The 14,453-nt window shown below is 43.4% G+C and carries 19 protein-coding genes; 2 read left to right on the top strand and 17 right to left on the bottom strand.

Going from position 1 to position 14,453, the window contains the following annotated elements; all coding sequences use genetic code 11:
• Positions 1-172: 172 nt before the first annotated feature.
• Genes moaD through G4P54_RS07490 form a run of 6 tightly spaced genes read right to left on the bottom strand, consistent with a single transcriptional unit; the run spans position 173 to position 4,332 of the window.
• Positions 173-406: a molybdopterin converting factor subunit 1 gene (moaD, locus tag G4P54_RS07515; protein WP_167872258.1), complete on the bottom strand. Its 234-nt coding sequence runs from the start codon at positions 404-406 to the stop codon at positions 173-175.
• Positions 399-872: a molybdenum cofactor biosynthesis protein MoaE gene (locus G4P54_RS07510; RefSeq protein ID WP_024716229.1), complete on the bottom strand. Its 474-nt coding sequence runs from the start codon at positions 870-872 to the stop codon at positions 399-401. The genes moaD and G4P54_RS07510 overlap by 8 nt, the downstream gene beginning before the upstream one ends.
• On the bottom strand, positions 872-1,393 hold the full coding sequence (gene mobB, locus G4P54_RS07505; RefSeq protein ID WP_167872257.1) for a molybdopterin-guanine dinucleotide biosynthesis protein B: 522 nt from the start codon (positions 1,391-1,393) through the stop codon (positions 872-874). The genes G4P54_RS07510 and mobB overlap by 1 nt, the downstream gene beginning before the upstream one ends.
• Positions 1,354-2,646, bottom strand: coding sequence for a molybdopterin molybdotransferase MoeA (locus G4P54_RS07500; RefSeq protein ID WP_167872256.1), 1,293 nt, complete (start codon positions 2,644-2,646; stop codon positions 1,354-1,356). Before G4P54_RS07500 ends, mobB begins: the two co-directional genes overlap by 40 nt.
• Before the next feature lie 17 nt (positions 2,647-2,663).
• Positions 2,664-3,683, bottom strand: a complete 1,020-nt coding sequence (locus G4P54_RS07495) for a MoeB/ThiF family adenylyltransferase (protein WP_167872255.1) — start codon at positions 3,681-3,683, stop codon at positions 2,664-2,666.
• Positions 3,684-3,732: 49 nt separating this feature from the next.
• Positions 3,733-4,332 (bottom strand): molybdenum cofactor guanylyltransferase, encoded by a 600-nt coding sequence (locus G4P54_RS07490; protein ID WP_167872254.1) that lies wholly within the window; start codon positions 4,330-4,332, stop codon positions 3,733-3,735.
• Between the two features lie 135 nt (positions 4,333-4,467).
• On the opposite strand from G4P54_RS07490, the gene G4P54_RS07485 reads away from it, so the two are divergent.
• Positions 4,468-5,433, top strand: a complete 966-nt coding sequence (locus G4P54_RS07485) for a coiled-coil domain-containing protein (RefSeq protein ID WP_167872253.1) — start codon at positions 4,468-4,470, stop codon at positions 5,431-5,433.
• 42 nt (positions 5,434-5,475) lie between these two features.
• On the opposite strand, the gene rok is transcribed toward G4P54_RS07485, so the two are convergent.
• The 3 genes from rok to ahpA all read right to left on the bottom strand — a co-directional run bounded on the left by rok (position 5,476) and on the right by ahpA (position 7,579).
• Complete coding sequence (rok, locus tag G4P54_RS07480) at positions 5,476-6,060, bottom strand: transcriptional regulator Rok (protein WP_167872252.1); 585 nt, start codon at positions 6,058-6,060, stop codon at positions 5,476-5,478.
• 447 nt (positions 6,061-6,507) lie between these two features.
• Positions 6,508-6,966: a thiol-disulfide oxidoreductase YkuV gene (ykuV, locus tag G4P54_RS07475; RefSeq protein ID WP_167872251.1), complete on the bottom strand. Its 459-nt coding sequence runs from the start codon at positions 6,964-6,966 to the stop codon at positions 6,508-6,510.
• 70 nt (positions 6,967-7,036) lie between these two features.
• Entirely contained in the window at positions 7,037-7,579 is a 543-nt protein-coding gene (ahpA, locus tag G4P54_RS07470) for a biofilm-specific peroxidase AhpA (RefSeq protein ID WP_024716237.1), read from the bottom strand.
• A gap of 244 nt (positions 7,580-7,823) precedes the next feature.
• On the opposite strand from ahpA, the gene mscT reads away from it, so the two are divergent.
• Positions 7,824-8,627: a small-conductance mechanosensitive channel protein MscT gene (gene mscT, locus G4P54_RS07465; protein ID WP_167872250.1), complete on the top strand. Its 804-nt coding sequence runs from the start codon at positions 7,824-7,826 to the stop codon at positions 8,625-8,627.
• Between the two features lie 36 nt (positions 8,628-8,663).
• Here the strand turns inward: mscT and G4P54_RS07460 are convergent, their stop codons facing one another.
• The 8 genes from G4P54_RS07460 to cbpB form a co-directional block, all read right to left on the bottom strand.
• Complete coding sequence (locus tag G4P54_RS07460; protein ID WP_167873844.1) at positions 8,664-8,909, bottom strand: YkuS family protein; 246 nt, start codon at positions 8,907-8,909, stop codon at positions 8,664-8,666.
• 61 nt (positions 8,910-8,970) lie between these two features.
• Positions 8,971-10,095: an N-acetyldiaminopimelate deacetylase gene (locus G4P54_RS07455; protein WP_167872249.1), complete on the bottom strand. Its 1,125-nt coding sequence runs from the start codon at positions 10,093-10,095 to the stop codon at positions 8,971-8,973.
• A gap of 68 nt (positions 10,096-10,163) precedes the next feature.
• The gene (gene dapD / locus G4P54_RS07450; protein ID WP_003218680.1) at positions 10,164-10,874 is read right to left on the bottom strand and encodes a 2,3,4,5-tetrahydropyridine-2,6-dicarboxylate N-acetyltransferase; all 711 of its coding nucleotides are present in this window, start codon (positions 10,872-10,874) and stop codon (positions 10,164-10,166) included.
• Positions 10,875-10,977: 103 nt separating this feature from the next.
• Positions 10,978-11,433: a flavodoxin gene (locus G4P54_RS07445; protein ID WP_167872248.1), complete on the bottom strand. Its 456-nt coding sequence runs from the start codon at positions 11,431-11,433 to the stop codon at positions 10,978-10,980.
• Between the two features lie 13 nt (positions 11,434-11,446).
• Positions 11,447-12,340 (bottom strand): exo-alpha-sialidase, encoded by an 894-nt coding sequence (locus G4P54_RS07440; RefSeq protein WP_167872247.1) that lies wholly within the window; start codon positions 12,338-12,340, stop codon positions 11,447-11,449.
• A complete protein-coding gene (locus G4P54_RS07435; protein ID WP_024716242.1) occupies positions 12,330-12,806 on the bottom strand; it encodes a flavodoxin in 477 nt (158 codons plus the stop codon). The genes G4P54_RS07440 and G4P54_RS07435 overlap by 11 nt, the downstream gene beginning before the upstream one ends.
• Before the next feature lie 112 nt (positions 12,807-12,918).
• Positions 12,919-13,800: a transcriptional regulator CcpC gene (gene ccpC, locus G4P54_RS07430; RefSeq protein WP_024716243.1), complete on the bottom strand. Its 882-nt coding sequence runs from the start codon at positions 13,798-13,800 to the stop codon at positions 12,919-12,921.
• A gap of 135 nt (positions 13,801-13,935) precedes the next feature.
• Positions 13,936-14,379: a cyclic-di-AMP-binding protein CbpB gene (cbpB, locus tag G4P54_RS07425; RefSeq protein ID WP_024716244.1), complete on the bottom strand. Its 444-nt coding sequence runs from the start codon at positions 14,377-14,379 to the stop codon at positions 13,936-13,938.
• Between the last annotated feature and the right edge of the window lie 74 nt (positions 14,380-14,453).

Raw genomic sequence — 14,453 nt, 5'->3', positions numbered from 1 at the left:
TAAACTTCTATTATTTTTTGGAAATTCAGTCCAATTGTGGAGTAAGTCTCTTACTTTATAGGGAGTCCTTTATGTAAAATAAACGCTTACAAAAAATCATTGTATGCTGGGGCTACTTGGGGATATGCGAATCGCACAAAAAAAACCGGATGGCTCAATGCCATCCGGTTTTTCATCCTCCGCTGACTGGCGGAATGATGGCTACCGTGTCACCTGAGAATACAGAAGTATTTTCTTTTACATAGCTTTCGTTAACGGCAATCATAGCTGTATCAATGGATTCGAGGCCGTATTGTTCTTTTAGACTCGCTTTTATTTCGTCTGTCGTTGCTTGTTCCATATCTAGCTCCAATGATTGTGTGCCAGCCTGTTCGGCAAGCCCTGCAAATAAAAGAATCTTAATCATGCTGCTCTCCCTCACTAAGATCTGGTTTTCCGTTCGGATAAGCTGTTGTTTCAAGCTGGTCGCCGATCCATTGCTCACCGTCTTCCCAAATTTCTTTTTTCCAAATGGGCACAATCTGCTTAATTCGTTCGATCGCATACTCATTGGCTTCATATGCGGCTTTTCGATGGGGAGAAGACACAGCGATCACGACCGCTGCTTCACCGATATCCAGCACACCTATACGGTGCGTGATCGCAGCTGAAGCGCCTTCCCATTTTTCTTCGATTTCAGCGCCGATTTGAGCCAGCATCTGTACGGCCATTGGTTCATATGCTTCATATTCAAGCCGAACCGTTCTTTTTCCTTTTGTCCATTCCCGAACCGTGCCAATAAATGTGGTAATGGCCCCTGCTTCCCGTTTCTCCACTTTTTTGATAATGTCTTCAGTAATAATGGGTGTTTTCGTAATTTCAAACCGTTCCACTATGCAGATTCTCCCTTCAGCTGTGAAATCATAAAATCCACGGCAGCCGGATCATCCGCATGAAAAACGGGTAATCCGTGATGCTCTGTCATATGCTCTTTTTTTCTATAGATGATGGCGATTATATTCACTGCCTGCAGCGCTTCTAGATCTTCCTTTTCACTCAGGATAACTACTTTAGGATAAGGGGCTTTTTTAAAGCCTTCAATCAGAAGGCAGTCTGTTTCAAGAAACCGATATAACTCGATCAGCCGCGGCAAATCCCAATTTCGGCGGGCTGTCAGCTGTAACATACCGGCACCTTCTACCGCTGTCACATCAGCACCCGCAGCCTTATAACGGTCCGTGTCTTTTCCTTCGGTGAACGTTTGCGGTTCACCGCCGTGACCATGATGCTTCAGACAGCCCAAATGAACCCCTTGTTCAGAGGCTTTTTCAAGAATACGCTCAATAAACGTTGTTTTCCCGCTGTTTTGAAATCCTACAACCTGGACGATCGGGAAAGGACGGACCAAGGCCATTCACTTCCATTCTCTTCTCTGATGAGCAGCACTTGAACTGTTCTGCCTGATTCGTAGCCCCGCGTGCCGCCCGGCAGGATAATAAATGCATTTGCTTCTGCAAGTGATGTGACAGAGCTCGACTTATCTAATCCGACGGGTGTCGCCAACAGCTTTCCTTCTTGATGATGTACAAGCGCACGAACAAATCGAGTAAATGGGTTCGGCTTCGGAAAATCCTTCGTCAAAACCGCTTCCGCGCAAATTGAATGCGGTTTTTCGTTGAGCAGCCATGTCTGAATCATCGGTTTAACAAACAGTTCAAAGCCGACATAGCATGCCGACGGGTTGCCTGAGAGGCCAAACAGCAGCATATCGTTTGCATGCGCCACCGTTGTCACACTGCCCGGACGCATGGCAACTTTATTAAAGAGCACATCCGCTCCGAGTTTTTCATAGATCGCAGGCAAAAAGTCAAAATCACCCACTGATACACCGCCAGTTGTGATCAGGAAATCCACCTTTTTCATGGCTTCTTTAACTGCAGCAAAGCTTTTATCCAGATCATCAGAGATTTTCCCTAAATAAAGCGGTGAACCGCCTGCTTCTATCACTTGCGCATACACCATACTGGCATTGCTGTTGCGGATTTTCCCCGGTTCCAGCGGATCACTGACATTCAGTAATTCGGTACCTGTTGCAATAATCCCGACAACAGGCTTTCTCACGACAGGTACGGAAGCGTATCCGAAGGTAGCCAAAAGCGCAGTCACTCCTGGTGTCACTCGGGTTCCCTTTCTCAATAAAACACTCCCTTTTAGAGCGTCTTCACCTGTTTTTGAAATATGATCCCCAGGCTGAAAGCGGCGTTTTAAAGACATAAACACCTTCCCATTCTCCTCAAAGGTTTGCGTCAGTTCAATCATCACGACGGCATCTGCCCCTTCAGGGATTTGCGCGCCAGTCATAATCCTCACGGCCTGAAAGGGGCCGAGTTCTTTTTCAGATACAGCCCCTGCTCCAATATGGTCAACGACCTCAAACCGAACCGGTTTTTCACGTGAAGCTTCAGCCGTATCGCACGCTCTGACAGCAAAACCGTCGTATGGAGAACGGTCAAACGCAGGTACATTGTGATCTGCTGTTACATCTTCAGCTAAAGATCGATGAAGGCTGTCTTCAAGCGCTACCCATTCTATTTCCCCTTGTTTTTGAAAATGGCTGACACGCCGAACTGCCTCATCTACCGGTATCGGTGTTCTTTTCTCCAGCATTCTGACCCCTCCTGTTGTTACAATCCAATCACTCTTGCCAACACGGAATTGGCTTCTTTCACATCATTTGTTCCATGCACCAGTGCCCGTCCGTCATTAAAGATGACGATTCTGAAATTCTCGTAAAAAATATGCATCAAAAACGCATTGGCCTCGACCTTGCCGATTGTTTTCAGCCGCTTGATGAGCTCCTGTTTCGGAATTCTTTTTAATGATTCCGACCTTATCTGAACTGTATCACGGCCGCAAAGCACAGCGGCTTTTGGTGTGTTCCAATCTTGGAGATACGGATAAACCGCATGTGCTCCGCAAGACGGGCAATCCTCACGGCGTACATGATTCACGTTAATGTTCATATGCGAGTTGTTCCAGACATCAAACGTCACAAAACCGCGCTGTATCGCTTTTGTTTGGCCGGTTAACAGCTTTAAGGCCTCAGCCTGCTGATAGGCCGAAACGATATGCACAGCGGGCGGAATGATGCCGGCAGTATCACACGTCGCCCCGCCTACAGGAATTTGCTCAAACAAACAAGACAGACAAGGCGTTTCTCCCGGAATAACCGTCATAAACATCCCTTGGCTGCTTACACAGGCGCCATAGACCCACGGTGTCTTTGTTTTCTGGGCAAGATCGTTTATCAGCATGCGGGTTTCAAAATTATCTGTCGCGTCGATCACAACATCTGCCTTTTCAATCAGCGGTGCAAGCGTTTCAGCTGTTCCTTCGGCCACATGGGCCTCAATATGTATTCCGCTGTTAATCACTGATAGACGCTCTTTGGCAGCTATGGCTTTCGGCATACGGAGCTTGGCATCGCTTTCTGTATAAAGCTGCTGTCTTTGCAGATTGCTCCACTCCACATAGTCACGGTCAATAATGGTAATGGTGCCGACTCCCGCTCTGGCAAGCCCTTCAGCTCCAGCAGTGCCAAGCGCTCCCGCTCCGACAACAAGGACATGGCTGTCTGCCAGTTTTTTCTGGCCCTCTTCCCCAATTTGCTTAAATCTGATTTGCCGTGAATAACGCTCCTTCATCAATCTGTTCTCCTTATCTTTTATGCCATCTTAACACGTTTTTGCCCCATCAGTCCCGCCTGAAGGAGTGCGTTTTTTCTTCCAAGCGCCTAAAATCATGACGTGTATTGACGTTGATAAACTCCGCCGGGTCTGCCCCAATCTCTTCAGCCTGTACGTAACTAACCGAAATACGGCCTAACAAATCTGATATTCTTAGTCTCTTATTAGAAAGCTGATCATATAGGACGGGCATAATTCGTTTATGGTACATGGCAATCAATGGCTGCTCCCGGCCGTCTGAAATCGGGACGACCGCATCTGCACCGGCAGTCATCAGACGCTCAAGCTCCAGCATTGTCCTTCTTTGTATCAGCGGCGTATCACAGGAAAGAACAGTATAAAGATCACCGTCTGTCTTTTTAAATGCGGTATATATACCAGCCAATGGCCCCATGCCTTGAAAAGGCTCAGCATCTTGATACACTTCATTTTCACCGTTTTCTTGAAATCTATCAATAAACTCAGACCGGCTGATGATAACGGTATGTTCTCCCAGCGCCTTTTTGGCCCATTCGTAAAGCATCTGGCCCCTCCATTTCACAAACGCCTTCGGTTCCCCGAAGCGCCGTGAGGCTCCTCCAGCCAGCAGTACGTTGATATGTTCCATATTCTCTCACCTCTAGTTCGTTAAAAGCATAGCAAAAGCAAAGCTCCCACGCCACTGCTTGTCTGTTTATTAAAGAGGAATAGCTGTTCAGTATTTGCATATTGTAGTGTTAACATCATGAGGGAGATGGTTCGAATGAAAAGATCAGGTCCTTTTTTCCACGACGTATCTCAGGAGAACCTTTATTTAAAATCAGAGCTTTCAAGGTGTCATAAGCTGATTGCCGAACTTGAAGCAAGCTACTTCCACCAGAAAAATAACAAGCTGCTCAAGGAAAATAACGATATGAAAGAAAAACTCCAGCAGTTGTCTGCCGAATTGACAAACATGTCAACGAAAGAAAAACACGCCTCCCATACCAGCCAAACCCTGCACCAAATCAGAGCTGAACTGCTTGATAAAATCGTAGCTTTGCAGGAGCTTCTTTCTGCTGAAACCTACAAACGAAAAACTGAAATCCAAGAAAAACAGAAGCTTCATATTGCTAAAATTAAAATTGAAGAAGAAAATAAACATCTGCATCAGCGAATCAGCCATCTTGAAGCCTCTATTGAACAGGAACAGAACGCCCTGCTTCAGGCAAAACAAAAAACAGAATTGATAAAATCCGAAAACGGCCGTCTAAAAGAGCAAATGGTAGAAAAAGAATATCAGCTAAAACATATTAAAATAGAAGTTGATCATATGAAAGACCGAATCATAGAAACGAAAGAAAGGCTACTCGAAATAGAAAAATCGAAAGAAAAATTATTTCACGAAACTATTATATCGTATAAACGGCAGCTTGATGAAAGCGATGCCTGGATTGCTTCTCATTTTGCCGATATTGATGGCGGCACGAAACAAAAAGAAAAAACAGAAGAAGAAACTCCAGCGGTCTATCCGCAGCCAAACCATGTAGAAACCATACTTGAAGATGTCACCAAACAGATACATGTGCTTCAAAAACAGCTTGCCCGCGCCCAATCATCAGACCAGGCCATGAGCCATACAATCGAGAAGCTGAAAAGCAGAGCCACTGAAGAAAAACCTTATCAAAAGTGGGTGTATAAGCTTAACCTTGAAAAAGAAAACAAACCTTCACAGAAAAAAACTCAATAAAAAAACTGCTTGAGCCACGCCAAGCAGTTTTTCTGTGTATATTTATTCATTTGCAGATTCTGCTGATTCCGCAGATTCAATTTCGCCTTCTAAAATGTACTGGCCGCGATACGGCTTTTTCACTTCCGGATACATTTTAATTAAGCTTTGCATAAACGTTGTCATATTAGGGATTTCAAGACCGCTTTCTTTTTCAATCTCCTTTTGAAGCTCGGAGCTCTTAATCGCGGCATTGTGTCGTTTCAATGTTTTAATTGCAGCTTCACGCAGCTTAGCTGCTTTTGACCCCGGTCTTGCCGTTCCTCTTCTTCTTCGTGTTGTTCCGTCTGGTATACCGGCAGGAAGAGAGGAAATAGATTGAAGCTGAGGCTGAACAGACTGCTGCTGTGATTGCGGCTGATAGCTTCTGATTTCTTGAGCTGCAAGCTCAGCGAGAACCGGCAGAGGGTCAGATTTTTTTTCAGAACGGAAATCCTTTTTGATGTCGGAAGGGCTTCCATTTCTGTCCAGCTCTCTTAATTTTGCGTATATTTTGTCGCGTTCAATTTGATATTCACGTATGACTTTCACTTCAGCTTCATTTAATTGTTCCAACCGCAAACGCAAAGCTTCTCTTTCATTAAACATTCCTCAATGTACCCCCTATCAAAATTAACATCATAATTAAGATATTAGATTACAAAAGTAATTTTATCAACTATTATTTTAGCATTTTACTATTATATTTACTCTATGAAAAATTCCTTATTTTCTGAAAAGGTTTTATTTTTTAAAAGAGTCCTTTATTCTCAAGGGATCAAGGGCTTTTGAGTCTAATTGGTATAATGTTGAAAATATATATTTTACTTACTTCTTTATTGAAATTTAGTGTATTATCTACAATTTTCGAGTTTTGGGGCATGAAATTTATCTAAAATTGCGGGAAAACATCAGAAATCAGCTTACTTTTTAGCGTATCAATCAAACAATCCACCATTTCTCATGCCCAAATTTGGAAAAATAATCTTCTTACTCTTCTTCATTTACTTTTTTGAACAAATAAAAAACCTGATGAATATCAGGTTATGATGAAGACTATTCAGATGCCTGTTCTGTTTCAGCCAGAACGCGGTTCACACGTTTTTCAAGCATTTTCATACCGCTCCCGCCAGCTTGGAAGTGACGGAGCTGCCCTGTTTGATCAAACACATAGTATGCAGGCACATATTCATTTTCAAACGCATCGGTTAATGCATGATCACTGTCGACAAAAATCGGCTGAGTGATGTCATGCTCAGCAGCTGTTTCTTTAATTTTTCCAAGATCAAGATCATCTTCGGAACGAGGTATATGCACAGCTACAACGTTCAATTTATCTTGATATTTATCCCGAAAGTCATTCACTTGCGGCATCGCCTCTTTGCACAAATGGCAGCTGATCGACCAGAAGTGAATAAGCGTCGGCTTTTCCCCGACCAATTGCTCTCTCGTTACTTCACCATTTAACCATGCTGTTTCCCCAGTCAATTCAGGCATTGGCTGCCGTAATTTCATTGCTTTACCCTCCTATTAAACAGAAAGGTCTAACCATGATGTCAGACCCTTTTTTCGTTCTTAGAAAGAATTAAAGTGTTTTTTGGCCTGGTTTCCAGTTGGCAGGGCAAAGTCCCCCAGTTTGAAGCGCTTGAAGAACACGAAGCGTTTCGTCAACGTCACGGCCAATATTGTTATGAAAAACAGTTTGATATTGAAGCTCGCCTTCAGGATTGATAATAAACAATCCGCGCAGAGCTACACCTTCTTCTTCAATTAAAACGCCATATTCACGGGATACTTCGTGGTTTGTGTCAGCAGCAAGCGAATATTTCAGCTGGCCAAGACCGTTTTCTTTACGGTCAGTATTAATCCACGCCAAATGAGTATGGATGGTATCAGTTGAAACCCCGATGACTTCAGCATCAAGGTCTTCGAACTCGTCATAGCGGTCAGACATTGCTATAATTTCTGTCGGACAAACAAAAGTGAAGTCCATTGGATAGAAGAACAGCACTGTCCATTTATCACTTTTCATGTTTTCCTCAAGACTTACTTTGCCAAATTCTTTACTTGCAAGGACTGCTTCCATTTCAAAACGAGGAGCTTGTTTACCTACCATACGTTCTGCCATATGTATCCCTCCAATTTATTATTTGGCTTAAAAGCCGAATTTACATGAAAATAAAGGATGTTATTCCATATTTCGTTAACACCATCACAATGCCTATTATATAAGAGCAGATTTTTCGAGTCAATTTTTAACAAATCACAGATGTCTTTGGTTTCGACATTTTTGAATAAAACGTTTAACATGTTTATGTATAGGGTAACAAATCTCAATGTGCAGCAATCAATTCAGAAAAGGAGCTCCAACAATGGATTTTATTAAACAATACGATTGGGCGGGTCTAATTACAAATGCCGGTGTTCTGCTCATTAAACTCATCATTATGTTATTGCTCTATTTTATTATTCGATCATTAGGCATGAAAATCATTAAACATCTGTTTGCAAAATTCGAGGAGCAAAACAGTTTGTCCATCGGGCGTGCCCATACGCTCCGAAGCCTGACTCTTAACATATTTGCTTACATATTGATTTTTATATTTTTCGTCATGGTTCTGGATTTGTTTCATTACGATCCAAGCGCTCTTTTAGCGGGAGCAGGAATTGTCGGACTGGCTGTCGGATTTGGCGCCCAAGGGCTTGTCAGCGACATCGTGACAGGTTTCTTTATTTTGCTTGAAAAACAATTGGATGTCGGAGATTATATTACCGTTTCCACCTTTGACGGAATTGTCGAGCAGGTTGGCTTAAGAACAACTCAAATCCGCAGCTTTGACGGGACACTGCACTACATCCCCAACAGAAACATCACAAACGTGAGCAACCATTCTCGGGGCACCATGCAGGCTCTTGTTGATATTAAAGTGCCGGCTGAAAGAAACATTGATGAAACGATTCACATTTTACAGCAAGTATGTGATGAAACAGCCGCCGCTCTCCCCCAAATAAAAGAAGGCCCAAATGTCATTGGGATTCAAGAACTGGGAACTTCCGAAATTGTGATCAGAGTCATTGCCAAAACAGAAAATATGGAACAGTGGCGGGTCGAGCGAGTGCTTAGAAAGGAAATAAAAACCGCACTTGACCGCGCTTTCCCTAAAGAAACAGAATAAATAAAAGAACCGAAGCTCTTTGCTTCGGTTTTTCATTTACTGGATTCTGCTTTCAACTTCGCTGCAAATCTCTTCAGCCGTCATCCCGGAAGCTGTAATGACAGATGCTTGTGTTACCGTATCGGCTATCCCCTGCACATTGTTATCAAGTCCTGTTACGACACAGCAGTCACAGCCTTTTGCATCGGCAGGGCTTTTCATCATGACAACGTCATATCCTTTTTCTTTTAATGCAGCTTCTACATCTGACAGCGATTGTTCAATTCCAATTTTTTTAGCCATCATTGAACACCTCCGTTTACTAGAGTGCTCATTTCATGGTACTTTATTCTTTCATTTGTATTTAATTGGCATATACAGAAAAATAACCTGTCATGACGTTAACCGCTGTTTCTATTGCGTTTTCATCAGGATCCAGCTTAGCGTGATGAAGCCCATGTTCAGAATCAGCGCCGAGCCAGAACATGAAGCCTGGGTATTTTTTCAGCATGTAGCCAAAATCCTCTCCAGTCATTGCTTCTTTTGCTTCGATTACTTTTGCCAGTTGATGTTCAGAAACAAAAGACATAAATTCTTCTGTCAGTCCGCTCGTATTATAAACTTGGTGATATACAGAAGGATATGTCACTTTTCCTTTGCAGCGGAACCCTATTTCGATTCCTTTTACCAAATCTTCAATCCGTTCCTTTACCCGCTTCATCGATTCTTCAGAAAGCGTGCGGATCGTGCCCTCCAAGTGCGCTGTTTGAGCGATGATATTTTGCGCTGAGCCGCCGGTAATGGTACCGACTGTTATAACGGCGCTGTCCAGCGGATCTGTGTTTCTAGAAATGATTGTTTGCAGCTGGGTGACAAGTGTGCTTGCCGCTACAACCATGTCCTCGGCCAAATGCGGATAAGCCGCATGTCCCCCTTTTCCTTCCAGATCAATGACAAGCTCAGAGGTATTCGCAAAAAGGAGGCCGCTTTTTGTCGAGATGGTGCCTACCGGCAGCTCTGGAGCAATATGCAGCGCAGTGATCAAATCAGGTTGCCACTTTTTTAATACATCGCTCTCAAGCATTGGTTCCGCACCGCCAGGCCCTTCCTCTGCCGGCTGAAACAGAAACAGCAAATCATGTTTGACTGGATGGTGGACAAAATGGTCAATAATGCCGAGAGCAATCGTCATATGCAGATCGTGTCCGCAGGCGTGCATGTTGCCGTGATGCTCTGATGCGAATGGGAGGCCGGTCTGCTCTTCAATTGAAAGAGCGTCGATATCCGCTCTGTACGCCAGCATTTTTTCCGGTGCCGTCCCGTTCACTTTGACAAAAAGCCCTGTTCGCCATTTCTCAATTTCAATTCTGTCTTGCGGATATTGTTCCAAGACCTGTAATAAATACTGCTGGGTTTTGAACTCCTGAAATCCAAGCTCCGGTATACGGTGCAGATCCCTGCGTATTGCGATGAGCTCCTCTTTCTTCATTTTCATTCCTCCTGCCTATACGAATAAGGCGTGGATATATTATCCACGCCTTTTTATCAAACGATTCCTTACAGCTGGCGTAATTCCTGCTTGATTTCAGTTTTGCCTTTTGTTTTCTCATCAATGTCTTTGATTTTTTTAGCAGGTGTTCCTGCAACGACTGTGTAAGGCTCAACATCGTTTACTACGATCGCTCCCGCAGCAACAACGGCTCCTTTACCTACTGTTACGCCTTCAAGCACAACAGCATTTGCACCGATCACAACATCGTCTTCAATGACAACCGGTTTAGCGGATGGCGGCTCAATAACACCCGCAAGCACAGAACCCGCGCCGATATGGCAGTTTTTTCCGACAGTAGCTCGTCCGCCAAGGACAACATTCATATCGATCATTGTGCCTTCGCCGATGACTGAACCGATATTGATAGAAGCACCCATCATGATGACTGCGTTATCACCGATTTCAACTTGGTCGCGGATGATCGCGCCCGGCTCGATACGCGCTTTGATATTTTTAAGATCAAGCATTGGAATCGCAGAGTTGCGGCGGTCATTTTCAACCACATAGTCTTCGATTTTGCTTTGATTTTCTTCAATTGCGGTTTGGATTTCGCTCCATTCACCGAAAACGACCCCGGTGTTTCCGTTAATAAAAGCTTTCGCAGATTCGCCGAAATTGATTCCTTCCAGCTCACCTTTCACGTAAACCTTTACAGGTGTAGATTTTGTACTATTTTGAATAAATGAAATAATTTCATTTGCATCCATCATTTTCATATGTAAAGTCCTCCTCCTGATTTTCTACCTCATTACTGTATCAAAGGAAAGATGCAAAGACAAGAAAAAAAGGAACAGCCGCTTGAGCAGTTCCCAGTGGTGGTCAGACAGCGCAGCCGCTTTTCTTTGCGAATTGTCTCCCGAACTCCATTAATTCTTCCTCTTCTTCACCTTCTGGATTATTTTCGATTTTCACTGAAGGCAGCACAATTTCGCCTCCGCGCTCTTTTATTTTTGCTTCGAGCGTATCTACTGCCCCGCAGAAAAATTCATACGCTGTATCACCGGAGCCGAATACAGCGCATGTTTTTCCGGAAAAATCTATTTCATCCATGTCTTCAGCTAGGTCTAAAAATTCATCGGGCAGATCTCCGTCTCCCCACGTATAGGTTCCCATCATAATATGATCATAATTATTAAACAGCTGTGCATCATCAATATCCATCGCTTCGAAACGGTCTGCTTCCGCTTTCACCTCCAGAAGCCCTTTCTCAATCAAATCTGCCATTGCTTCAGTGTTGCCTGACATTGTTGCATAAACGAGCAAAATCTTCCCCAATGCCTTTCCTCCTCTACTGAATCATTGCTGAAACTTTGTACGGCTGGACAAACTTACATTCATACAAGCCTGCACAAAAGAAATTCTCTTTGCGATTGGCCACTCTCCATCCGTGCCCCTTAATGGTATCGAACCATTTTAACGACCGGGCTTCGAGATCCGCCTGGTAAATTCTCGAATAACCATTTTCATCTTGCGTTGCAGTGACATATATAATTCCATCATCCTCTGAAAGATCAAGAAACGATTCTTCTTTTCTAATCAAGCTGGATTGTACGGTGAACTCTTCATCAGTCAGCATATTGCGTACAGTGACAGCACCATGATTTCCTTTCACAGAACCCATCGCCGCCACCAGCCATTTTCCATGAAATACGAGCATGGATGCCGTCATTCGGGTTTCCTCTTTCTTAACGATTTGGACAGTATCACGTGTAAGGTCGTAAGCCCAAATGCCTCCAAAATATTCGTGTATTTGCGTTCCGATGAAAAGACTGCCGCCATGCAGGCACAGCGAACGGATAACAGGCGGGTTATGAAAGTCCGCAAAAGGTTTGGCTACGCGCCATGTACCCCCAAAATCCTCCGATACATAAATGCAGTGCTTGCCATGGGCGCAAACAAACCCGTCGTTTCGGCCGGCAATCGTCCACACTGCTGCATTTGTGGGAAAGCTCGACATCGTCCAGGTTTTCCCGTCGTCAGACGAACGTATGACCGTCCCTTTTTCACCGACCCCGAATAAGTAAGGCCCTATGTAGCTGATGCAATGTATTTTGCTTTTCAAACGAAAAAGCTTTTTCCAGCCCTGTTCCAAAGAATAATGAAAAATGCCTTCTCTTTGTACCGCCACAAAATAACCGGAAAATGCAGATGCCGTGACAGCAGTCGCTCCTTTATGAAACATGGCTTTTTTCCTTGTTCATATAATCAGCCCAAGCAAGAAAACCTTTCGCAAACGCTCGGCAGCTTTCTGCATCTTCATCTGTTTCAGGCGCCAGTTCGATTTTCAATGTTTCCTGGTAAACAGCAGCTCCCGCCTCTTGCAGCATGGAACTGAATAAATTGACGGCTTCACAAAACTTTGGATATGAATAATCTCCTGATCCGAAGCAGGCTGTTTTTAAACCATTAAGCTGAAGCTGTTTAACCGCTTCAAAAAAATCCTCCGCTTCGTAAGGCAGATCGCCATCGCCCCATGTATAGGTGCCAATCAGCACATAATCGTAGGATGTCAAAGCAGTTACATCTACATCTTCTATCTCGATACAGTCAATGTCCAGCTCATATTCTTGAAGCGCATCTCTTATAATCACAGCAATATCTTCTGTATTTCCTGACATGCTGGCATATGTAATCAAGGCTTTAGCCATGTTATCACCCCATCAATTGATAATGATTTTCAATACCATATGTATCACTTTAAATGATAATGATTTTCATTGTCAATACAGAAAATAAAAAAAGACAGCACATCGCTGTCTCTTAAAATGGATTTTCCTGATCAAGCATATCCTTTATTACTTGAACAAAAGCTTGAACTTGCTTCAGCTCAAAGGCAGGTTCATAGCCTAATAGCCATGTATCCCGTCCGATCGGATGCTCTTTCGTATCTAGCAGAGGCATTTTGTTGACTTTATCTTCGTTTTGAAGGGTAACAGACGGCAAAATGGCATAACCGATTCCGTGCAGTGCCATTTGTTTGCACGTTTCAATCTGGTCAACCAAGATCGTCTGTTTTGGCGACGTTTTAAATTTCTGATGCCACCAGTGCTGAATTTCCTGATAATACGTGCTGTCGCTTTTAAACTGGATAAACGGCCGTTCTGTATGGGCAATATCTTCGATGCAGGATATTTCAGTATCTACTAAATACAGGTGATCTGTCATTAAGTAGTCTTTACGGCCCTTCCACTCAGGGTTTCCCCTTATAATGCCGATATGAACCTGATCCTCATATAAGCTTTTCAGCATTTCGCTGCTCCAGCCGGTAATGAGCGATATCTTTGCATTCGGATACTTTTCCACATACGCCTTTAGGACTTTTGGGAGCCAATGCTGACCGATTATGGAGGCGACGGCAAGCTTCAGTGTGCCGTGAATCTCACCTTCAAGCTCATCAATATTTTCTCTTATTCTTTCCTGCTCTAACGTCGCATCATTCGCGAACTGAATAATTTTCTCACCGGCCGGCGTTACCGTTAATCCTTTTTGGGATCTTAAAAAGATTTTTGTGCCCCACGCCTTTTCAATTGTTTGTAAGCGCTGAGATAAAGCCGGCTGAGACACAAAAAGCCGTTCAGCCGCCTTTCTCATGTTTAACTCCTCAGCTAAAACTACGAGCATATGAAGCTCTTGAAGCTGCATGTCGTCCTCCTTTTTATCATCAATAAGGTTTTCTTATCTCCCATTCTAATAAAATCTTAGTTTCCGGTTCAAGTCCTAATTATGTATGCGCTTTCTTTTATAACATGGCAATATAACAAAAATAGGCTGAATAGCCTACTTATTTAATGAGCGTATATGCTTATTCAATTCCTTTAAAACCACTCTTCTTGTAAAAATCCCTTCAAATACCTGCTCGTCATTTTCAACACAGACAAATCCGTTATTAATGACCATGCCAAATCCTTTCATAATCGGATCATTGATATGGAGACGCGGAATATCAGTCAGCATGACCTCCTGAACCGTAATTTGGTCAAGCTTTTCAAACTCAATTCGTTCAAGCCCGAAAATGCTGTTCATGATCATATTTGTACCGATTAAACCATGTAAACGATAGGAAGGATCAAGAACCGGGATGGCTGTGTATCCGGTTTTTGTCAGCACTAATAATGCGTGCTCAAGATTGTTGCCGACTTGAACGTGCGCTACTTTGTCCGCCTCAATCATAAACTGTCCGACTGTTGCCTCAAGAAGCTGGTCTGATTGTAAGCTTATCATGTTTTCGACCCCTTTTCATTTTCATCAACAATACATTCCCTATATTACAATAATATAAACTTTATCAGTATTTG

Source organism: Bacillus tequilensis (assembly GCF_012225885.1).
Classification (GTDB): domain Bacteria; phylum Bacillota; class Bacilli; order Bacillales; family Bacillaceae; genus Bacillus; species Bacillus tequilensis.
This window is presented reverse-complemented; position numbering and strand designations above follow the sequence as displayed.